The organism is Sphingomonas ginsenosidivorax (genome assembly GCF_007995065.1).
In the GTDB taxonomy this organism is placed as follows: Bacteria; Pseudomonadota; Alphaproteobacteria; order Sphingomonadales; family Sphingomonadaceae; genus Sphingomonas; species Sphingomonas ginsenosidivorax.
The window spans coordinates 2,041,153-2,060,677 of sequence record NZ_VOQR01000001.1 but is presented as its reverse complement, the minus strand read 5'-3'; the positions used below and the strand labels follow the sequence as shown (position 1 = coordinate 2,060,677).

Annotated in this window: 21 protein-coding genes; 9 read left to right on the top strand and 12 right to left on the bottom strand. The window is 67.0% G+C overall.

Annotated features, from left to right (window positions below; translation table 11 throughout):
- Positions 1–63: 63 nt before the first annotated feature.
- The 5 genes from carA (at position 64) to FSB78_RS09290 (ending at position 6,274) form a co-directional block, all read left to right on the top strand.
- Positions 64–1,329: a glutamine-hydrolyzing carbamoyl-phosphate synthase small subunit gene (gene carA, locus FSB78_RS09310; RefSeq protein ID WP_147082105.1), complete on the top strand. Its 1,266-nt coding sequence runs from the start codon at positions 64–66 to the stop codon at positions 1,327–1,329.
- Positions 1,326–1,748: a hypothetical protein gene (locus FSB78_RS09305; protein WP_147082103.1), complete on the top strand. Its 423-nt coding sequence runs from the start codon at positions 1,326–1,328 to the stop codon at positions 1,746–1,748. The genes carA and FSB78_RS09305 overlap by 4 nt, the downstream gene beginning before the upstream one ends.
- 1 nt (position 1,749) lies before the next feature.
- On the top strand, positions 1,750–5,082 hold the full coding sequence (gene carB / locus FSB78_RS09300; RefSeq protein ID WP_147082101.1) for a carbamoyl-phosphate synthase large subunit: 3,333 nt from the start codon (positions 1,750–1,752) through the stop codon (positions 5,080–5,082).
- Between the two features lie 74 nt (positions 5,083–5,156).
- Positions 5,157–5,633, top strand: coding sequence for a transcription elongation factor GreA (greA, locus tag FSB78_RS09295; RefSeq protein WP_147082099.1), 477 nt, complete (start codon positions 5,157–5,159; stop codon positions 5,631–5,633).
- 2 nt (positions 5,634–5,635) lie between these two features.
- Positions 5,636–6,274, top strand: a complete 639-nt coding sequence (locus tag FSB78_RS09290; protein WP_147082097.1) for a rhomboid family intramembrane serine protease — start codon at positions 5,636–5,638, stop codon at positions 6,272–6,274.
- A gap of 101 nt (positions 6,275–6,375) precedes the next feature.
- Here the strand turns inward: FSB78_RS09290 and FSB78_RS09285 are convergent, their stop codons facing one another.
- From FSB78_RS09285 to FSB78_RS09265, 5 genes are all read right to left on the bottom strand, one after another.
- Positions 6,376–6,606, bottom strand: coding sequence for a DUF4170 domain-containing protein (locus tag FSB78_RS09285; protein ID WP_147082095.1), 231 nt, complete (start codon positions 6,604–6,606; stop codon positions 6,376–6,378).
- Positions 6,607–6,671: 65 nt separating this feature from the next.
- Positions 6,672–7,142, bottom strand: a complete 471-nt coding sequence (locus tag FSB78_RS09280; protein ID WP_242008149.1) for a hypothetical protein — start codon at positions 7,140–7,142, stop codon at positions 6,672–6,674.
- Positions 7,143–7,154: 12 nt separating this feature from the next.
- Positions 7,155–7,454, bottom strand: a complete 300-nt coding sequence (locus FSB78_RS09275) for a DUF3618 domain-containing protein (protein ID WP_147082093.1) — start codon at positions 7,452–7,454, stop codon at positions 7,155–7,157.
- On the bottom strand, positions 7,451–7,795 hold the full coding sequence (locus tag FSB78_RS09270; RefSeq protein WP_242008148.1) for a phage holin family protein: 345 nt from the start codon (positions 7,793–7,795) through the stop codon (positions 7,451–7,453). Before FSB78_RS09270 ends, FSB78_RS09275 begins: the two co-directional genes overlap by 4 nt.
- Positions 7,796–7,799: 4 nt before the next feature.
- Positions 7,800–8,348, bottom strand: coding sequence for a hypothetical protein (locus tag FSB78_RS09265; protein WP_147082091.1), 549 nt, complete (start codon positions 8,346–8,348; stop codon positions 7,800–7,802).
- A gap of 146 nt (positions 8,349–8,494) precedes the next feature.
- Here FSB78_RS09265 and eno point away from each other — a divergent pair, with 146 nt between their 5' ends.
- Both eno and FSB78_RS09255 read left to right on the top strand, forming a co-directional pair.
- Positions 8,495–9,775: a phosphopyruvate hydratase gene (eno, locus tag FSB78_RS09260; RefSeq protein ID WP_147082089.1), complete on the top strand. Its 1,281-nt coding sequence runs from the start codon at positions 8,495–8,497 to the stop codon at positions 9,773–9,775.
- A gap of 29 nt (positions 9,776–9,804) precedes the next feature.
- Entirely contained in the window at positions 9,805–10,128 is a 324-nt protein-coding gene (locus tag FSB78_RS09255; protein ID WP_242008147.1) for an FtsB family cell division protein, read from the top strand.
- Positions 10,129–10,131: 3 nt separating this feature from the next.
- Here the strand turns inward: FSB78_RS09255 and FSB78_RS09250 are convergent, their stop codons facing one another.
- Both FSB78_RS09250 and FSB78_RS09245 read right to left on the bottom strand, forming a co-directional pair.
- Positions 10,132–10,791, bottom strand: coding sequence for a hypothetical protein (locus tag FSB78_RS09250; RefSeq protein ID WP_147082087.1), 660 nt, complete (start codon positions 10,789–10,791; stop codon positions 10,132–10,134).
- 152 nt (positions 10,792–10,943) lie between these two features.
- Positions 10,944–11,768, bottom strand: coding sequence for an alpha/beta fold hydrolase (locus FSB78_RS09245; RefSeq protein WP_147082085.1), 825 nt, complete (start codon positions 11,766–11,768; stop codon positions 10,944–10,946).
- Between the two features lie 132 nt (positions 11,769–11,900).
- Between FSB78_RS09245 and FSB78_RS09240 the strand changes: the two genes are divergently transcribed.
- Complete coding sequence (locus tag FSB78_RS09240; RefSeq protein WP_147082083.1) at positions 11,901–13,625, top strand: DUF885 domain-containing protein; 1,725 nt, start codon at positions 11,901–11,903, stop codon at positions 13,623–13,625.
- A gap of 137 nt (positions 13,626–13,762) precedes the next feature.
- Here the strand turns inward: FSB78_RS09240 and FSB78_RS09235 are convergent, their stop codons facing one another.
- Positions 13,763–15,160, bottom strand: a complete 1,398-nt coding sequence (locus FSB78_RS09235; protein ID WP_147082081.1) for an MFS transporter — start codon at positions 15,158–15,160, stop codon at positions 13,763–13,765.
- 122 nt (positions 15,161–15,282) lie between these two features.
- On the opposite strand from FSB78_RS09235, the gene FSB78_RS09230 reads away from it, so the two are divergent.
- Positions 15,283–17,388, top strand: coding sequence for a prolyl oligopeptidase family serine peptidase (locus FSB78_RS09230; RefSeq protein WP_147082079.1), 2,106 nt, complete (start codon positions 15,283–15,285; stop codon positions 17,386–17,388).
- A gap of 99 nt (positions 17,389–17,487) precedes the next feature.
- On the opposite strand, the gene FSB78_RS09225 is transcribed toward FSB78_RS09230, so the two are convergent.
- The 4 genes from FSB78_RS09225 to FSB78_RS09210 form a co-directional block, all read right to left on the bottom strand.
- Positions 17,488–17,916 carry a cupin domain-containing protein gene (locus tag FSB78_RS09225; protein WP_147082077.1) on the bottom strand — a complete coding sequence of 143 codons (429 nt, stop codon included), beginning with the start codon at positions 17,914–17,916 and terminating at the stop codon, positions 17,488–17,490.
- Positions 17,916–18,461 (bottom strand): glycine zipper 2TM domain-containing protein, encoded by a 546-nt coding sequence (locus FSB78_RS09220; protein WP_147082075.1) that lies wholly within the window; start codon positions 18,459–18,461, stop codon positions 17,916–17,918. The genes FSB78_RS09225 and FSB78_RS09220 overlap by 1 nt, the downstream gene beginning before the upstream one ends.
- A 59-nt stretch (positions 18,462–18,520) precedes the next feature.
- Positions 18,521–18,802 (bottom strand): hypothetical protein, encoded by a 282-nt coding sequence (locus FSB78_RS09215; RefSeq protein WP_147082073.1) that lies wholly within the window; start codon positions 18,800–18,802, stop codon positions 18,521–18,523.
- Positions 18,803–18,917: 115 nt separating this feature from the next.
- Positions 18,918–19,520: a septation protein A gene (locus tag FSB78_RS09210; RefSeq protein WP_277872704.1), complete on the bottom strand. Its 603-nt coding sequence runs from the start codon at positions 19,518–19,520 to the stop codon at positions 18,918–18,920.
- Positions 19,521–19,525 lie beyond the last annotated feature (5 nt).

Sequence of the window (19,525 nt, the reverse complement as noted above, 5' to 3'; positions counted from 1 at the left end):
GGCGCGGGGGGCTTAGCGGACGCGGCTTAGCGACATCATCGAGTTTTCGGAGTGCCCAGCCTCATGGCCGACACCAAGCCAATAGCCATGCGCGCCACCGAGCAGCCGGGGGGCGCCACCGGCGTCCTGGTCCTCGCGAGTGGTGACGTGATCTGGGGCCGCGGGTTGGGCGCCGAAGGCACCGCGGTCGGCGAAGTGTGCTTCCACACCGCGATGACCGGCTATCAGGAGGTGCTGACCGATCCGTCCTTCGCCGGCCAGATGATCTGCTTCACCTTCCCGCATATCGGCAATGTCGGCGCGAACCCCGACGACATCGAGGCGGACGATCCCCATGCGCTCGGCATCATCGTCCGCGAGGACGTCACCGCGCCGTCGAACTTCCGCGCGGTCGAGAACCTCGACGGCTGGATGAAGCGTCACGCGCGCATCGGCCTGTCGGGCGTCGATACGCGCGCGCTGACGCGGCGGATCCGGGTGGGTGGGGCCCCCAACGCGGTGATCGCGCATTCGGCGGAAGGACAGTTCGACATCCCCGCGCTGGTCGAGATGGCGCGCGGCTGGCCGGGGCTCGAGGGGATGGACCTCGCGAAGGCGGTGTCGACCGAGACGCATTACGGTTGGGACGGCGGGATCTGGAAGCTGGGTTTCGGCTACGGAGAATCCCCCTCCCGCCTGCGGGAGGGGTTAGGGGAGGGCCTGTCCCCGAACGACGGCGCTGATGGACAGGCCCTCCCCCAACCCCTCCCGCAAGCGGGAGGGGAGCAGAAGCCGCACGTCGTTGCGATCGATTACGGCAGCAAGCGCAATATCTTCCGCAACCTTGCTGATGCGGGGTCGAAGGTATCGGTGGTGCCCGCGACCGCGACGTTCGAGCAGGTGATGGCGCTGGAGCCCGACGGCATCTTCCTGTCGAACGGCCCCGGCGATCCCGCGGCGACCGGCGAATACGCCGTGCCGGTGATCCGCCAGCTGCTGGAGACGGGCAAGCCGCTGTTCGGCATCTGCCTCGGCCACCAGCTGCTCGCGCTCGCGGTCGGCGCGACGACGACCAAGATGTTCCAGGGCCACCGCGGCGCCAACCATCCGGTCAAGCGGCTGTCCGACGGCACGGTCGAGATCACCAGCATGAACCACGGCTTCGCGGTCGAGCGCGACAGCCTGCCCGCCAACGTCCGCGAGACGCACGTGTCGCTGTTCGACGGGTCGAATGCGGGTCTCGAACTGACCGACCGCAACGCGTTCAGCGTGCAGTATCATCCCGAGGCAAGTCCGGGGCCGCAGGATAGCTTGTATCTGTTTGAACGGTTTGTGGGATCGCTTCGGTGAATGGAGCTCAAGACACCGATAGAAACATCAGTGTCTTACTGCGTCTTCATGACGAGCTTGATGAGGCGGCCGGTCCAATGACAGCACAGGCAATCGCCGCTAGTTTCAGGCCACCTGTGGCGGTTCAAACCGTTGAAAACGCTTTAGCGGACCTTCTAATCAAGGGATGGGTCATATCTACGCGCCGTTTCCCCCTTATGACTTACAAGATCAGCCGTAATGGTATTCTGGAAGTCGAGCGAACTCATGACATATCAACGACCGTCAATCCCGGTGATGGTATGATCTACAGGGCCTACAATTCTCGCCAGCCAGGCGATGTGCAATCGCATTTCGACTGGACAAAGTGGGGCACCATCGCGGCCTCGATTTTTGCCGTCATAGCAATCGTTGTCGCCATCTGGTTGGACTATAATTAAAATGCCAAAACGCACCGACATCTCCTCGATCCTCGTCATCGGCGCAGGACCCATCGTCATCGGCCAGGCGTGCGAGTTCGATTATTCGGGCACGCAGGCGATCAAGGCGTTGAAGGAGGAGGGCTATCGCATCGTCCTCGTCAATTCGAACCCCGCGACGATCATGACCGATCCCGAGCTGGCCGACGCGACCTATGTCGAGCCGATCACGCCCGAGATCGTGCGGAAGATCATCATCAAGGAGCGGCCCGACGCCGTCCTGCCGACGATGGGCGGGCAGACCGCGCTCAATACCGCGCTGGCGCTGTTCAACGACGGGACGCTCGCCGAATATGGCGTGCAGATGATCGGCGCGGATGCCGAGGCGATCGACAAGGCCGAGGACCGGCTGAAGTTCCGCGACGCGATGGACAAGATCGGGCTGGAAAGCGCGCGCTCGCGGATCGCGCATACGCTCGCGGAAGCGATGGAGGCGCTGGAGTTCACCGGGCTGCCGGCGATCATCCGGCCGAGCTTCACGATGGGCGGCAGCGGCGGCGGCATCGCGTACAACCGCGACGAGTTCATGGCGATCGTCGCGAGCGGGCTCGATGCGTCGCCGACCACCGAGGTGCTGATCGAGGAATCGCTGCTCGGGTGGAAAGAGTATGAGATGGAGGTCGTCCGGGACCGGAACGACAACTGCATCATCATCTGCTCGATCGAGAATGTCGATCCGATGGGCGTCCATACCGGCGATTCCATCACCGTCGCGCCGGCGCTGACGCTGACCGACAAGGAATATCAGATCATGCGCAACGCGAGCATCGCAGTGTTGCGTGAAATCGGCGTGGAAACAGGCGGTTCGAACGTCCAGTTCGCAGTCAATCCGAAGGACGGGCGACTCGTCGTCATCGAGATGAACCCGCGCGTGTCGCGGTCGTCGGCGCTGGCATCGAAGGCGACGGGCTTCCCGATCGCCAAGGTCGCGGCGAAGCTCGCGGTCGGCTACACGCTCGACGAGATCACCAACGACATCACCGGCGCGACGCCGGCGAGCTTCGAGCCGACGATCGATTACGTCGTCACCAAGATCCCCCGCTTTGCCTTCGAGAAGTTCAAGGGCGCCGACAACCTGCTCGGCACCGCGATGAAGTCGGTCGGCGAGGTGATGGCGATCGGCCGGTCCATCCATGAATCGATGCAGAAGGCACTCCGCGGGCTCGAGACCGGGCTGAGCGGGTTCAACCAGATCGATCACCTCGTCGGCGCACCCCGCGGCGAGATCGAGGCGGCGCTGGCGCTGCCGACGCCCGACCGGCTGCTGGTCGCGGCCCAAGCTCTCCGGGAAGGCTTCACGGTCGCGGAGATCCACGCGATCACCTTCTACGACCCCTGGTTTCTCGAACGGATTGCGGAAATCGTCGCGGCCGAGGCCGAGGTGATGAAGGACGGGCTGCCGATCGACGCGCCCGGCATGCGGCGGTTGAAGGCGATGGGGTTCAGCGACAAAAGGCTCGCCTGGCTGGCGCTGCAGTCGGCGAACCTGCGCGGCATGAGCCGCGGGATCGCGCGTGGGTCGGGGCTGGTGCACGAGGTCGTCAAGGCGATGACCGGCGGCGTCACCGAGGACGAGGTGCGCGCGCATCGGCACAAGCTGGGCGTGCGACCGGTGTTCAAGCGGATCGACACCTGCGCGGCCGAGTTCGAGGCGAAGACGCCGTACATGTACTCGACCTACGAGGCGCCGAGCTTCGGCGAGCCGGAGAACGAGTCCGAGCCGAGTGCGCGGCGGAAGGTCGTGATCCTGGGCGGCGGGCCGAACCGGATCGGGCAGGGGATCGAGTTCGATTATTGCTGCTGCCATGCGTGCTTCGCGCTGGCGGACGCGGGCTATGAGACGATCATGGTCAACTGCAACCCGGAGACGGTGTCGACCGACTATGACACGTCCGACCGGCTGTATTTCGAGCCGCTGACGGCCGAGGACGTGCTGGAGATTCTGCACACCGAGCAGCAGAATGGCGAGCTAGTCGGCGTGATCGTGCAGTTCGGCGGCCAGACCCCGCTCAACCTCGCGCGGGCTCTGGAAGCGGCCGGGATCCCGATCCTGGGGACGACGCCCGACGCGATCGACCTGGCGGAGGATCGCGAGCGGTTCGCCGCGCTGATCACCAAGCTGGGGCTGCGCCAGCCGGCTAACGGCCTCGCGCGCAGCCGCGACGAGGCGGTCGCGGCGGCGGAGCGGATCGGCTACCCCGTGCTGATGCGGCCGAGCTACGTGCTCGGCGGGCGCGCGATGGAGATCGTCGACTCGCTCGAACAGCTCGACAACTACATCTCGACCGCGGTGCAGGTGTCGGGCGACTCCCCCGTGCTGATCGACCAGTATCTGCGCGACGCGATCGAGGTCGATGTCGACGCGATCTGCGATGGCACCGACGTGGTGGTTGCGGGCGTGTTGCAGCATATCGAGGAGGCGGGCGTCCATTCGGGCGATTCCGCCTGCTCGATCCCGCCTTATTCGTTGTCCGCCGAGATCATCGCCGAGATCGAGCGGCAGACGGTGGCGCTCGCGCATGCGCTGTCGGTCGTGGGTCTCATGAACATCCAGTTCGCGGTCAAGGACGGGCTGGTCTACCTCATCGAGGTCAATCCGCGCGCGTCGCGGACCGTGCCGTTCGTGGCCAAGGCGATCGGCGTGCCGATCGCCAAGCTTGCGTCGCGCGTGATGGCGGGCGAGAAGCTCGCCGACCTGCCGCCCGTCGACCGGCACATCGATTATTATGCGGTCAAGGAGGCGGTGTTCCCGTTCAACCGCTTCCCGGGCGTCGATCCGGTGTTGTCACCGGAGATGAAGTCCACCGGCGAAGTCATGGGGATCGATCCCGATTTCACGATCGCGTTCGCCAAGGCGCAGCTCGGCGCGTCAACCATCCTGCCGAAGAGCGGCACGGTGTTCGTCAGCGTCAAGGACGGCGACAAGGCGATCATCGTCGAGGCGGTGAAGGCGCTGGTCGAGACCGGCTTCACGATCGTCGCGACCGCGGGGACGGCGGATCACCTGGCTCGGGCGGGGTTGCCGGTCGAGCGCGTCAACAAGGTGGCGCAGGGGCGGCCGCATATCGTCGACCGGATCAAGGACGGCGAGATCGCGCTGATCTTCAACACAACCGAGGGCTGGCAGAGCCTGCGGGACTCGCAGCCGATCCGCGCGTCGGCGCTCAAACAGCGGATTCCGTACTTCACCACCGCCCCGGCGGCGCTGGAGGCGGCGAAGGCGATCAAGGCGTTGACGACGCGCAGCCTTGAAGTGCGGCCCTTGCAATCCTATTATTCGCAGTCGCACACCTGATCCCGACATAGTTGCGAGATGTGCGGGCGAATCCCTGTGATTCGCGCGGGGATATGGAATTTGGGGACGAAGACATGGCGACCGTCGAGAAGATGCCGATGCTGCAGGAAGGCTATGAGACGCTCAGTGCGGACCTCAAGCGCCTGAAAGCCGAACGTCCGACGATCGTCGACGCGATCGAGGAAGCGCGCGCGCATGGCGACCTGAGCGAGAACGCGGAATATCACGCGGCGAAGGAGCGCCAGGGCCAAGTCGAGGCGTCGATCTCGGACATCGAGGACAAGCTGTCGCGCGCGCAGATCATCGACCCGAAGGACCTGTCGGGCGACAAGGTCGTGTTCGGCGCGACGGTGACGTTGCTCGACGAGAACGACAAGCCGGTGACCTACCAGATCGTCGGCCAGACCGAGGCGAACGCCAAGTCGGGCCGAATCTCGTACAACTCGCCGCTCGGTCGCGGGCTGATCGGGCGCAAGCTCGACGAAGAGGTCGAGGTGACGGTGCCGTCGGGTGACCGCTATTACGTCGTGTCGAAGATCGAATTCATCTGATCATGCGCTTTTTCGAGGCGCGGGCGACGGCGATCCTGACGATCGCGACGCTGGTCGTCTCGGGACTGATCCTCCTGACCGGTTCGCTGCCCTGGTGGGCGGTGAATGCCGGGTTCATCCCGTTGCGAGTCGATGCCGCATTCGCCGCGGCCGCGCATAACTTCGCCGTGCCGATGTGGGCGACGCCGTTGACGGCGACGTTCGTGCATGGCGGCGTGGCGCACGTCGCCTTCAACATGGTGATGCTCGCATTCTGCGGTCTCGCGGTCGAGCGCGCCATCGGGTCGGCGGGCGTCGTTGTGCTGTATGTCGTCGGCGCCTATGCCGCGGCACTGGGCCACTGGGCGTTCGGACCGCATTCGGTCGCGCCGATGATCGGTGCCAGCGGCGCGATCTCCGCCATCGTGGGGGCGTATGCGCTGCTGTACGGCGAGCGGCAGGCCAAGGCGCTGGGGCCGGTGCCCGCGGGCGTGGTGCATGTCGCGTGGCTGGCGGCGGCGTGGATCGGGATCCAGTTGCTCACGGGTCTCGCCGGGTTCGGCAGTGGCGCGCCGATCGCGATCGGGGCGCATATCGGCGGGTTCGTCGCGGGACTGATCCTCGCGCGGCCGCTGTTGTTGTGGAAGTATCGGGCGGCGTAGAGTCCGCCTTCGTCATCCCGGGCTTGTCCCGGGATCCAGAGTTTCAAACGTTGCGCTCCGTAACCCTGGATCCCGGGACACGCCCGGGATGACGGTCGGTATCAAGCGGCTGGTGGTGCCGTGAGGCTCGGCTCCATGAGCCGGTGCAGGTGGACGACGACGAACTTCATCTCTGCATCGTCGACCGTGCGCTGCGCTGCAGCACGCCAGGCCTTCTCGGCGGTGGGGTAGTCGGGGAACACTCCGACGAACTCGATCGCGTCGAGATCGTTGAAATCGAGCGTGCGGGGATCGGCAACGCGGCCGCCGAATACGAGGTGGAGCTTGCTCATGCGCGTGCTTTCCTGATGGAGGGGGTCGCGAGCGCTCCTAGCGTGTCCGGCGGCCCGATTAAACCTTAGACATCGGCCTTTTGCGTCGCGCCCTTCGCAGCTGCAGCACCGGCGGTGGAGACGGCTTGCACGACACCCTCGATGAGGTTGCGCACCTGGTCGCGGGCACCGTCCTTGGTCAGGCCGCGGGTTTCGAGTTCGCCCTGGCCGGCTTCGCGCGCGGACTGGACGGCGGCGCGGGCGCTGTCGCCAATGCGCTGGCCGAGCGGGGCAAGCAGGTCCTTCTCACGCTGCGACCGCGGCAGCAGCGCGCCGGCGATCAGGCCGACGGCGAGGCCGCCGACGAGGATGCCGACCGGGCTCGATTCGAGGCCGTGGACGGCGTCCGACGCCTTGTCGATGCCGGTATGATAGGCGTTCGACACGGTTTCCCGTGCCGTGTCGATGCCGTCGCGAACGCGGTTGGCGGTGTCGTGGCTGGCGGTGTCGTGGTTGGTGGTGTTGGGCATGATGCTGTCCTTTTTGTCGGCAGGCATGAAGGGGCGGGTCTAGAGAATGCCGTCCGGATCGATCTGGTCGCGCGACCTGCGGCGGAACAGGCCGGCGATGCGGTGGCGGGCGAGGAACAGGCCGGCGACCGCAGTGGCGCCGGCGACGGCACCCGGGTTGCGCTTGAGCGTGTGCGCGCCCTTGTCGGCGATAACGCTGCCCGCCTCGGTCAGGTCGCGTGCGGCGTTGCGTGCGAGCGTCCTGGGGTTGAGCCGGTCCTGCAGCTCGCCGAGCGTCTGCGTGACACGCGCGCGCGCGGCGTCGCGCTCGATCTCGGCCTGGGTGAGCGATTCGGTCATGACGGGGCTCCGGGTGTCAGCTTCGACTTGCCGACGAGGCCGAGGACGACCGCCAGGACGAGTACCACCCCCACGACGATCAATGTCGCGAAGCCGGGACCGACCAGCGGCGTCAGTGTCATGATCAGCCCGACCAGCAACGCGATCAACGCGGCCAGCGCAAGCACGCCCGCGACCGCGAAGAACATCGCCGCGGTCTTGTAGGCGGCCAGCGTGATCCCAAACCGCGCCTTGTAAACCGCGATCTCGGCGCCGGCGAGCGCGCGCGTCTCGCCGGCGAGCCGCGATACCATCGCCGGCAGCGTCTCGTCTTCGCTCAGGAACGGCACGGGATCGGCCAAGGGGTCAGGCTCCCGACTTCGGATCGGATGCCGTCGACGCGCCGGGCGCTGCCTCGATACCCGACTGGATCAGTCGCGCGACGACGAACCCGACAGCAGCGGCGGCGCCGATCGCGATGCCCGGGCTCTTGCGCACCAGTTCGCGCGCGTCGTCGACCAGTTCGTCGATGTCCTTGGCCTTCACTTGGTCGGAAAAGCCGGTGATCGAGGTCGCGGCAGTGCGGGCATAGCCGCCATATTGCGCGCCGAGCTTGTCGTCGACCTGGTCCGCGGCGTCGTTCAGCAACTGGGCGAGCTGGTCGAGCGCACCGCCGGCCTTCGCCTTGCCGTCCTCGGCGAACAGGCGGGCCTTGTCGGCGGCCTGGGTGCCGTAAGTGCCGACCGTGTCCTTGAACGCGGTCTTGGCGTCGCCGGTCGTTTCGGCAAGTGCGCTGCCCGTAGCGTTGCCGCCTTGGCTATCGGTCGTCGCGCCCTTCAGCGGCGCGGCCTGCGATGGCGTGTTGCTCGCGGAGACGTCGGTGTCGCCCATGGGCTGTACGTCGTTGTCTGGCATGACCATCCCTTTCAATAAATCGTTGCGGACTCAACCCCGTCGCTTCGCACACGTTCCATTCCGCCGGTGCGATTGCCCGATTACGCCCGAGCCGGTAAAGCGCGATCCGACGGCCTGAACGGTCGAAATCGTAGGAGCATCGTTACGTGACCGCAATCATCGACATTCATGCCCGCCAGATCCTCGACAGCCGTGGCAATCCGACGGTCGAGGTCGACGTGCTGCTCGAGGATGGCAGCTTCGGCCGCGCGGCGGTGCCCTCGGGCGCCTCGACCGGCGCGCACGAGGCGGTCGAGCGCCGCGACGGCGACAAGAGCCGCTGGGGCGGCAAGGGCGTCGACCAGGCGGTCGAGGTGGTCAACGAAGAGATCACCGACGCGGTGCTGGGCATGGATGCCGAGGACCAGGCCGATCTCGACCGCGCGATGATCGAGCTCGACGGCACCGAGAACAAGCGCCGGCTGGGCGCGAACGCGATCCTGGGCGTCAGCCTGGCGGTGGCAAAGGCCGCGGCCGAGGCGCGCGGGCTCCCGCTCTACCGCTATGTCGGCGGCGTGCAGGCGCATCTGCTGCCGGTGCCGATGATGAACATCATCAACGGCGGCGAGCATGCCGACAACCCGATCGATTTCCAGGAATTCATGATCGTGCCGGTCGGCGCGACCAACATCGTCGAGGCGGTGCGCTGCGGCTCGGAGATCTTCCACACGCTCAAGAAGGGCCTGAGCGAAAAGGGCCTGTCGACCAGCGTCGGCGACGAGGGCGGCTTCGCGCCCAACATCGGCAGCACCACCGAGGCGCTCGACTTCATCATGTCGAGCATCGAGAAGTCCGGCTACACGCCGGGCGAGGACGTGATGCTGGCGCTCGATTGCGCGGCGACCGAGTTCTACAAGAACGGCAAGTACGACATCTCCGGTGAAGGGCGCATCCTCGAGAGCGCCGAGATGGCCGAATATCTCGCCGACCTCACGCGCCGCTACCCGATCTTCTCGATCGAGGACGGCATAAGCGAGGACGACTGGGAGGGCTGGAAGGCGCTGACCGACCTGATCGGCGACAAGGTGCAGCTGGTCGGCGACGATCTGTTCGTGACCAACCCGGTCCGCCTCAAGCGCGGCATCGACGGCGGCATCGCCAACTCGCTGCTGGTGAAGGTCAACCAGATCGGCACGCTGACCGAGACGCTGGAAGCCGTGTCGATGGCGCAGCGCGCGCGCTACACCGCGGTGATGAGCCATCGTTCGGGCGAGACCGAGGACGCGACGATCGCGGACCTCGCGGTCGCGACGAATTGCGGGCAGATCAAGACCGGCAGCCTTGCGCGCAGCGACCGGCTCGCCAAGTACAACCAGCTGATCCGCATCGAGGAAGAGCTGGGCGACGCCGCGCGTTACGCGGGGCGCAGCATCCTGATCGGGGGCTGATCCCGAGAGACCGGAGACGAGGGCTGGGCATGGCACGCGCGACGAAGAGTTCGAAATTCCGCAAGACGATGCGCAAGGCCGTGTGGCCTGCGGTCGGACTGACGCTGATGGCGTTCTTCGGCGCGTATGCCGTGCTCGGGCCGAACGGGATGTTCGCGTACGGCGACTACAAGCGGCAGCTCGCGTTGCGCGGGAAGCATTACGCCGTGCTCGACCACCGGCGCGAGGTGCTCAAGAACCGGGTCGCATTGTTGAACCCAGACCACGCGAACCCGGACATGGTGGACGAGATGGTCCGCAAGGAACTGAACGTCGCGCATCCCGACGAGGTGATCGTCCCGCTGGGGAATTAGGGTTCACCACCACTGCGCATAGGCGGGGCACGCGAACACCGTCTGCGGGCCGGAGCGGCGGGCGCGCGGGGGAAACCACACCCGGACCGCCTCGTAACTGGCTTGGCGCCGGAGCGAGACACAATAGCGCCACGGCCGGCGAAGCGGGGCTGCGGCGGCCAGGACGTCGTGGTCGCGGTTCGATATTCCTATGGCGTCGGATTCACCGTCGGATCCGATCGACAGATAGGGACTACCCTTTGCCGATCCGACGGATCGGACCGGGAATGCGACCTCCGTGACGGGCGCGTCTGATCTCCAGAACAGCGCGACGTCGGCAAGCAGGTAAGCAACCGTGCTCCCGACGATGGCGCCGCAGAAAAACCCGAGCGCAGCGAACATGACGCGGGTCGCACGAGGTCGCGCCTTTTCTCGGTGGCGGGCGGCGGCGGCCTCCACCATGCCGATCGTCACGCCGATCTTGAGTCCTGCCATGCCGCCGAGCGTCGTTACTGCACGGATGAACCAGGGGTTGATCGGCGACACGATGATGGTCGAGGTGGCGTTGATCACCACGATCCATGCCAGGAAGGTCGCTACCGCGGTGCCGATCGCGGTCCGATAGGCTCGGCGCGACGGAAGTAGCCGGCGGCGGGTGCCGATTGTTGAAGAAATGAGGGGCACGCGGCCCTCATGGACCGAAGTCGTAAAGTTCCGGTTCTTGCGCCGCCCTCGTCATCCCGGGCTTGTCCCGGGATCCAGAGTTACAGGCGGTGTCGCTCGTTACCCTGGATCCCGGGACGAGCCCGGGATGACGGACGCGGGGCGGGCCGGTGTCAGCGCCCCAGGAAGGTCAGCAGGTCGTTGGTGAAACGGTTGCTTTCCGTGATGGTGAGGCCGTGGGGTGCACCATCATATTCGACGAGCTGCGAGCCGGCGATGCCCTTCGCCGCGGCGCGGCCGGTGGCGTCGATGGGCACGGTCTTGTCGCTTGTGCCGTGGACGATCAGCGTGGGGACGCGGAACGCGGCGAGGTCGGCGCGGAAGTCGGTGTGGCCGAAGGATTCGGCACAAGCGAGCGTCGGCTTGAGACCGGCCTGCATTGCGAGACGCCAGGCCCAGTCGACGACTTCGTCGCTGACCGGCGAGGTGATGAACCCGACGCCGAGGAACTGCTGCAGGAAGGTGCGGAAGAAGGCGGGGCGGTCTTCCTTGATGCCGTCGCCGATGCTCTGCAGCTGCGCCTCGGGCACGCCGTCGGGGTTGTCGTCGGTCTGCAGCATGTAGGGGACGACCGAGGCGATCAGACCGGCGGCGATGACGCCCTTGCCGTCATGGCGGCTCATGTAGCGCGCGACTTCGCCGCCGCCCATCGAGAAGCCGACGAGCGTGACGTCCTGCGTCGCGCCGGTGGCTTCAATGACGTCGGCGAGATCGTCGGTAAGGGTGTCGTAGTCATAGCCGGTCCAGGGCTGGCCCGACCGGCCGAAGCCGCGGCGGTCATAGGCGATCGCGCGGAAGCCGGCCTCGGCGAGCGCCATCGCCTGCGCGTCCCAGCTGTCGGACGACAGCGGCCAGCCGTGCGTGAGGACAACCGGGCGGCCGGTGCCCCAATCCTTGACGTAAAGGTCGGTACCGTCGCGGGTTTTTATATAGGGCATGGTCGCTCCGTCGTTCGGGAGATGGTCCGGGGGTAACGGTCGGCGTCAGCCCGCGTTCCGGTGCTGGCGCTGCCGTCCGGCGTCTGCCAGCATCGGCCCGACGACGAATTCGCGACGAATCAGGAGAATGGAATGCGGCTCGGTCTTGCACTGTCGGTGGCGGCGCTTGCGCTGGTGGGGGCGACGATGCCCGAGCGGCCGGCTGTTGCCGCCCAGTCCGCTGCAACGCCTGCCGCAAGCTGGGCGGGGTTCCGCGACGGGTTCATCGAGGGCTGGTTCAGGATCGACCCGGCTGGGGCGGTGTACCAGGGACGGCATGATTTCGACGGGGGGCTGGGCGACTGGAGCCCCGCCGGGTTGAAGGTGCAGGGCGATTTCCTGCGCGCGTCGATCGCGAGAGCGAAGGGGTTCACCGCGCTGACCGGCGCGGACGCGTTCGAGCGCGATTATCTGATCACCGTCGCGCAAGGGAAGCTGTTCTGGCTCGAGGATGCCGACCAGCCGCATCGCAACCCGGCCTGGTACGTCAACGCCGGGCTCGACCCGAACGTCTATGTCGCGCGCAACTATGCGCCCGCGGCGGTGCGGCTGAAGGCGCTGACCGTGTTCCTGGAGAAGGTACCGACGGCGACGGCGAACATCCGCGCGAACCTTAAGGCGCCGATGCCGCTCAGCTACGTCAATTTCGGCGCGGCGGCGTTCAATGGCTTTGCCGATTATTATACCGGCGATGCGAAGGCGGCATTCGCCAGCGTCAAGGACCCGGCGCTGCAGAAGCAGTTCGACGTCGCGGCGGCGGCAGCGTCCAAATCGATGAAGGCGCTGGGCGCGTGGCTGGAGAGCCAGCGGGCGACCGCGACGCAGGACTTCGCGCTGGGGCCGGATCGGTTCGCGCGGATGATCCAGGCGACCGAGGGGGTGGATACGCCGCTCGCGACGCTGACCGCGGTCGGCCAGGCGGATTTGAAGCGCAACCAGGCGGCGCTGGCGGAGGCGTGCGGAAAGTTCGCGCCGGGTGCGACGATCCCCGCCTGCATGGCGAAGATGAACGCGAACAAGCCGGTCGGCGGGCCGGTCGCGGCGGCGCGGCTGCAGATTCCGACGTTGCGCAAGTTCGTGGTCGATCACGACCTGGTGACGATCCCGGGGACCGAAGCCGCGCTGGTCGAGGAGAGCCCGCCCTATAACCGGCAGAACTCGGCCTATATCGATCCGCCGGGGCCGTTCGATAAGGGCGTGCCGTCGGTCTATTACATCTCGCCGCCCGATCCGAGCTGGACCAAGGCGGTGCAGGATGCGTTCGTGCCGGGGAAGCAGGACCTGCTCTTCACCTCGGTGCACGAGGTGATGCCGGGGCATTTCCTGCAGTTCCTGCACGCCAATCGCTCGCCGTCGCTCTTCGGCCGGTTGTTCGTCGGCTATGCGTTCGCCGAGGGCTGGGCGCATTATACCGAGGAGATGATGTGGGAGGCCGGGCTCAATGACGGCGATCCCGAGACGCATGTCGGGCAGATCTCGAACGCGCTGCTACGCGACTGCCGGTTCCTGTCGGCGATCGGGCTGCACGCGAACGGGATGACGCAGGAGCAGTCGTTTCGGATGTTCGTCGACCAATGCTACCAGGACGAGGGCAATGCCCGGCAGCAGGCGGCGCGCGGGACCTATGATCCGGCGTATCTGAACTATACGCTCGGCAAGCTGATGATCCGCAAGCTGCGGACCGACTGGACCGCGACACGCGGCGGGCGGAAGGCGTGGAAGGCGTTCCACGACCAGGTGCTGAGCTATGGCGGGCCGCCGATCCCGTTGCTGCGCCAGGCGATGATGGGGGAGGCGAAGGCGACGTCGGCGTTCTGACGGCTGCCTGAACCCAGATCCGTGATTCCCGCGGACGCGGGAATCACGGATCTGGCTGCCGTCGCGAATTGGTGTCGATGGCAGAGGATATGGATCCCCGCCTTCGCGGGGATGACGGAGTGGGTGGGGGGCTCCCTTTACCGCACCGTCGTCTGCGCGGGTTGGACGTCCTCTGCTTCCTCGGTCGGCGGGTTGCGGATCGAGGGGCGGAGGCGTGCGACACTGCACAGGCCGGCGATCAGCGCGAGGCCGGCGGCGACCAGCGGAGGCGCCATGCCTGCGCCGATCCCGCTCGCCAGCAACGCGGCGACCAGCGTCGCGCCGGTGGTCTGCCCAACCAGACGGACCGTCGAGACGAGCCCGCCGGCAGCGGCAGCGCGTTCGCGCGGTGCGCTGCCGATGATCAGGCGGGCGTTGGGGGGCATGAACATCCCGAACCCCGATCCGCACAGCGCCATCCGCCAGGCGACGTCGAAATAGCTCGGGTCCGCGGGCATGAACGCGATCAGCAGCAGCGCGGTGATCGAGATGCTCATGCCGATCCCGCCCAGGATACCGGCGGGATAGCGATCCGACAGCCAGCCGGCGAGCGGGGCGACGATCATGTTCGTCAGCGGCCACGGCGCGATCGCCGCGCCGACCTCGGCTGCTCCCCAGCCGAAGCCGTGCGTCAGCCGGAACGGCGTCGAGAGCAGCAACGTCATCGACGCGATGAACGCGGTATAGGCGCCGATCGCGGACAGTGCGAGGACGGGGCGGGCGAGCAGGTCGATCGGCAGGATCGGCTTGGTCTCGCCGCGTTCGCGCCGGACGAAGAAATAGCCGATCAGCATGCCGGTCAGCACGATTGCGGCCGAGACCACCGGGCTGCTGCCGTGCACCGCGGTCTCCGCGCCGCCGATGACGAGTCCGAACATCGCCGCGCACATGACTGCGCCGAGCACGTCGAACTTCTCCTCGCGCGGGACGGGATCCGGCAGCGCGCGACCGAGCACGAGGCTGGCGATCGCGAACGGCACCGCGCTGGCGAACACCCAGGGCCAGGGCGCGATCGCGAGCACGAGGCCGCCGATCGTGGGGGCGAGCGCGGCCGAACTCGACACCACGACCGAGTTGATGCCGAGCCCGCGGCCGAGCTGCTTTGCCGGGTAGATCGATCGGATCAGCGCCGATGATACGCTGAGTGCGGCGGCGGCGCCCAGTGCCTGCGCGGCGCGGACCACGAGCAGGAAGGGCAGGCTCTTCGCGAAGAAGCAGAGCAGCGTCGCGACGGTGAAGATCAGCTGGCCGTACTGGTACATCCGCTTCAGCCCGATGCGGTCGCCGAGGCCAGAGAAGGGGAGCAACGCCATCGCCAGGATCAGCTGGTAGACGGTGACGACCGTCACCACCGCGCTGCTGTCGACGCCCAGGTCGCGCGCGATCGTCGGCAACGCGACGGTCGCGATGCCGCCGTCGATGATCGTGAGCGCGGTCCCCGCCGAGATCGCCGCGACGGCGAGATAGCGGCGCGGTTTGGGAAGGCCGTCGTTCATCTACGCCCATACTCCGTCACCGCGGACTTGTTCCGGGGTCCATGGTGCCGCACACTCGACGCGGGCTGCTTTGCGGCACGGTGGACCCCGGAACAAGTCCGGGGTGACGATGGGGTTTTTGAATGCGCAAGATCTTGATGACGACGGTGGCGGCAATGCTTGCGGGCAGCAGTGCGCTCGCGCAAACGGGCGCGATGACGAAGATCGATGCCACCGACCCCTATATCTGGCTCGAGGACAAGGACGGCGCGAAGCCGCTCGCCTGGGTCGAGGCGGAGAACGCCCGCACCCTGCCGCGGCTGCAGAACGACCCGCGCTATGCGACCTTCCATGCCGAGGCGCTCGCGATCGCCGCAGCAAAGGACCGCATCCCGATGCCCGACCAGCGGTTCGGGCGAATCTACAATTTCTGGCGCGATGCCGAGCATCCTCACGGGCTGTGGCGCTGGACCAGCGAGGCGGACTATGCCGCCGCTGCGCCCAACTGGACGGTCGCGCTCGACCTCGACGCGCTCGGCAAGGCCGAGGGCAAGCAATGGGTGTGGAAGGGCGCGACCTGCCTGCAGCCCGAGGAGCGGTTGTGCCTCGTCGCGCTGTCCGAGGGCGGCGAGGATGCGGTGACGTATCGCGAGTTCGACCTGTCGACGGGCAAGTTCGTCGAGGGCGGCTTCACGCTGCCGACATCGAAGCAGAATGCGAGCTGGGTCGACAAGGACACGCTGCTCGTCGCGCGCGACTGGGGGGCGGGGACGACGACCGCGTCGGGCTATGCGTTCGTGATGAAGCAGGTGAAGCGCGGCCAGCCTTTGTCGGCCGCGACCGAGGTCTATCGTGGTGCCGCGACCGACCAGGGCGGCACCGCCGCCTCGGTGCTGACCGACGACAAGGGGAACCGGCTGGTCGTGATCCAGCGCCGCTCGACCTTCTTCGGCGCGGACAAGCTGATCTGGACGCCGTCCGGGACCAAGCCGATGGCGCTTCCGCCGCGGACCTTCCCGGTCGCTATGGTCGACGGGCAGGTGATCTTCTCGACCAGCGAGCCCTGGGGCAAGGTGCCCGCGGGCGCGATCGCGTCGGTGCCGCTCGCCGATGTCGAGCGCGGCACGATGACCCCAACGATCATCTTCGCGCCGAACGCACGGCAGTCGGTCGACGGCGTCGCAGGCACCAAGTCGAAGCTGATCGCGGTCGTCACTGACAATGTCCGCGGCCGCGCGATGGTGTTTGCGCACGGCGCCAAGGGCTGGACCTCCGCGCCGCTGACGCTCCCCGACAACGCCTCGATCGACGTGGCGAGCAGCAGCGATCGCAGCGACCATGCCTATCTGACCGTCACCGGCTTCCTGACGCCCACCTCGCTCTGGACGCTGGACGCGGCAGGCGGCGCGCCGAAATCGATCAAGACGCTGCCGCCCAAGTTCGATGCATCGAACGACGTGGTCGAGCAGTTCGAGGCGACCTCCACCGACGGCACCAAGATCCCGTATTTCATCGTCCACAAGAAGGACATCGTGCTCGACGGCACGACGCCGACGATCATGACCGCCTATGGCGGGTTCGAGGTGTCGATGACGCCCAGCTATTCGGGGTCGACCGGCAAGCTGTGGCTCGAGCGTGGTGGCTCCTACGTGCTCGCCAACATCCGCGGCGGCGGCGAGTTCGGGCCGGCGTGGCACGATGCGGGTCGCAAGACCAAGCGGCAGATCATCTACGACGATTTCGCGGCGGTCGCGAAGAACCTGGTCGCGCGGAAACTGACGAGCCCGGCGAAGCTCGGCATCTATGGCGGGTCGAACGGCGGGTTGCTGATGGGCGTCGAGTTCAACCAGCATCCCGACCTGTGGAAGGCGGTGACCATCCAGGTGCCGCTGCTCGACATGATCCGCTACGAGGGGATCGCGGCGGGTGCGTCGTGGGTCGACGAATATGGATCGGTGTCGGTGCCCGCGGAGAAGGCGTTCCTCGAGACGATCTCGCCCTATCAGAACATCAAGCGCGGCGTGGCGTATCCCGAGCCCTATATCTGGACGACGACCAAGGACGACCGCGTCGGGCCGCAGCACGCGCGCAAGTTCGCGGCGCGGCTGAAGGAATATGGGCTGCCCTATCTGTTCTACGAGGACACCGCGGGCGGGCATTCGGGCGATGCGGACATCGCGCAGGGCGCGCGGTTGCAGGCGCTGCAGATGACCTATTTCGCGCAGAAGCTGATGGGGCCGGCGAAGTAGCGTTTACTCCCCTCCCTGGAAGGGAGGGGCAGGGGGTGGGGTGGCCCGACGGGGACCGTCGCGTCCGCCCCAAGCCGACCCACCCCCGACCCCTCCCTTTCAGGGAAGGGAGTCTGGTGGCGTCCAGCCTGGGGGTGCAAGCTCGAAGCCGGCAAAGTCGAAGCCGGGGGTGACAAAGCAGCTGACCAGCGCCCAGCCATGGTTCGCTTCCGCCGACTGCCAAGCATCAGGCGGTACCAGCCCCTGCGGCTGCTCGCCGGCCAGCACGTCACCGCCGAGCAGCAGTCGCGCGTCGTCGATCAGCAGGTCGAGCGGGTGGCCGGCATGCCACATCCACATCTCGGCGGCGTCGACGCGGTGCCAGTGCGAGCGGGCGCCGGCGGGTAGCAGGAACAGGATCGTCGTCGCGAGCGCGCGGCCGCCATCGGAGCCGGGCTGGCGGAAGGTCTCGCGGTAGAAGCCGCCCTCCGGATGGGGGGCGAGGTCGAGCCGGGCGATCAGCGCGTCGACCTCGCCGTCCCGGGGCATCAGCGGCAGCGGACCTGGCTGTTGTTCTGGTCGACCGCACGACCGGCGAGACCGCCGACCGCGGCGCCGAGCAGCGTGCCGACGGTGCGCGACCGGCCGCCATCGATGACGTTGCCGAGGATGCCGCCGCCCGCCGCGCCGACGATCAGGCCCGTCGTGCCGTCGCTGCGCTTGCAGTAATAACGGCCGTCCTGCCCCGCATAGACGCGGTCGTCGTTGCTCAGCACGCGCTCGCGATAGTTCGGGCCGACGCGATAGTCGCGCGCGGGGTCGTAATTGCCCTCGTCGCGTTCGTCGGCGTAAACCTGGGTGTCGTAGCGGGCATCGGGCGCCTGGCGGTACGGGCCAGTCGATCCCTGGGTCTGGTAACCGCCGCGCGCGGAGCGGTAGCGGTCGGCTTCCTGGCGATAGAGCTGGTATTCGCGGTCGAACCGGCTCTGTGCCTGCGCGAAGCGGGCGTCGTCGGCGGTGCTCTGGGCGAGCACGGGGGCGGCAGCCCCGAGGCAGGTCGCAGCGATCAGAGAGAGGGTGACGGGCAGGCGCATCGTGGGTCCTTTCACATCAACGTGCGGGCGGCGACATCATGCCACCGCCCGCGATTTGATCAACGGCAGCGCTGGATGCGCTGGCCGCCGCGCGTCTCGAAACGGCAGCGCTGGCTGTAGCCGTTGCGGCGATCGTCGCGCCCGCGATAGCGACGGTCGTCGCGGCGGTCGTGGCGGTCATGCCGGAAACGGCGGTCGTCGCGACGGTCGTTGCCGTAATGGTTGCCGCGGTGGTCGCGGCTATAGCCACGGTCGTGGCGCTGCGCTTCGGCCGGGGCGGTGGCCCCGATGCTCAGCGTGGCGAAAGCGAGGCCGGCGGCGAGCAGCTGGGTGAACTTCATGCGGTATTCCCTTCGGACCCGAGTATCGGGCTGTGACGGGTGATACGGTTATGAAACGACATCGTTCCTGAACGGAGTTGTCGGCTGCGGTACAGGTTGGTCCGTGCGGCGGGTCTCAGTCGGCGGGCGGCAGGTCGAGCTTCTCGCCGGTCTGCAGGCCGTGCTTGAGCAGCATCGGGATGTTGGCGAACGCGAACAGCAGGGTCAGCGGGATCGCCCCCCAAAGCTTGAAGCCGACCCAGAAATCCCAGGTCGTGTTGCGCCACACCGCTTCGTTCAGCACCGCCATGAAGGCGAAGAAGATCGCCCAGTTGCGCGTGAGCTTGCGCCAGCCCTCGGGCGTCAGGCCGGGATAGGCGGTCTCGAGCAGCGACTGGAGCAGCGGGCGTCCGGTGACCAGCCCGAAGGTCAGGATCGCCGAGAACATCGCGTAGACGATCGTCGGCTTCATCTTGATGAAGCGTTCGTCGTGGAAATAGATCGTCAGCCCGCCGAACACGACGACCAGCGCGCCCGACATCCACAGCATCGGCGAGATGTGTCCGGCCTTCACCTTCGACACGATCATCGCGATCACGGTGGCGACGACGAACGCGGTGGTCGCGGCGATCACGCGGACGATCGGGAGGCCGGGGGTGAGGAAGTTCACCGCGAAGAAGATCGCGAGCGGACCGTAGTCGATCGCCATGCGCAGGCCGGGGGAGGGGGATTTGGTCACTGTGT

What these genes read in the sequence shown, in the direction of transcription:
- carA (WP_147082105.1), top strand. Translation starts at nt 64, where the DNA reads ATGGCCGACACCAAGCCAATAGCCATGCGCGCCACCGAGCAGCCGGGG.
- carB (WP_147082101.1), top strand. Translation starts at nt 1,750, where the DNA reads ATGCCAAAACGCACCGACATCTCCTCGATCCTCGTCATCGGCGCAGGA.
- greA (WP_147082099.1), top strand. Translation starts at nt 5,157, where the DNA reads ATGGCGACCGTCGAGAAGATGCCGATGCTGCAGGAAGGCTATGAGACG.
- FSB78_RS09290 (WP_147082097.1), top strand. Translation starts at nt 5,636, where the DNA reads ATGCGCTTTTTCGAGGCGCGGGCGACGGCGATCCTGACGATCGCGACG.
- FSB78_RS09285 (WP_147082095.1), bottom strand. Translation starts at nt 6,606, where the DNA reads ATGAGCAAGCTCCACCTCGTATTCGGCGGCCGCGTTGCCGATCCCCGC.
- FSB78_RS09280 (WP_242008149.1), bottom strand. Translation starts at nt 7,142, where the DNA reads ATGCCTGCCGACAAAAAGGACAGCATCATGCCCAACACCACCAACCAC.
- FSB78_RS09275 (WP_147082093.1), bottom strand. Translation starts at nt 7,454, where the DNA reads ATGACCGAATCGCTCACCCAGGCCGAGATCGAGCGCGACGCCGCGCGC.
- FSB78_RS09265 (WP_147082091.1), bottom strand. Translation starts at nt 8,348, where the DNA reads ATGCCAGACAACGACGTACAGCCCATGGGCGACACCGACGTCTCCGCG.
- FSB78_RS09255 (WP_242008147.1), top strand. Translation starts at nt 9,805, where the DNA reads ATGGCACGCGCGACGAAGAGTTCGAAATTCCGCAAGACGATGCGCAAG.
- FSB78_RS09245 (WP_147082085.1), bottom strand. Translation starts at nt 11,768, where the DNA reads ATGCCCTATATAAAAACCCGCGACGGTACCGACCTTTACGTCAAGGAT.
- FSB78_RS09240 (WP_147082083.1), top strand. Translation starts at nt 11,901, where the DNA reads ATGCGGCTCGGTCTTGCACTGTCGGTGGCGGCGCTTGCGCTGGTGGGG.
- FSB78_RS09235 (WP_147082081.1), bottom strand. Translation starts at nt 15,160, where the DNA reads ATGAACGACGGCCTTCCCAAACCGCGCCGCTATCTCGCCGTCGCGGCG.
- FSB78_RS09230 (WP_147082079.1), top strand. Translation starts at nt 15,283, where the DNA reads ATGCGCAAGATCTTGATGACGACGGTGGCGGCAATGCTTGCGGGCAGC.
- FSB78_RS09225 (WP_147082077.1), bottom strand. Translation starts at nt 17,916, where the DNA reads ATGCCCCGGGACGGCGAGGTCGACGCGCTGATCGCCCGGCTCGACCTC.
- FSB78_RS09220 (WP_147082075.1), bottom strand. Translation starts at nt 18,461, where the DNA reads ATGCGCCTGCCCGTCACCCTCTCTCTGATCGCTGCGACCTGCCTCGGG.
- FSB78_RS09215 (WP_147082073.1), bottom strand. Translation starts at nt 18,802, where the DNA reads ATGAAGTTCACCCAGCTGCTCGCCGCCGGCCTCGCTTTCGCCACGCTG.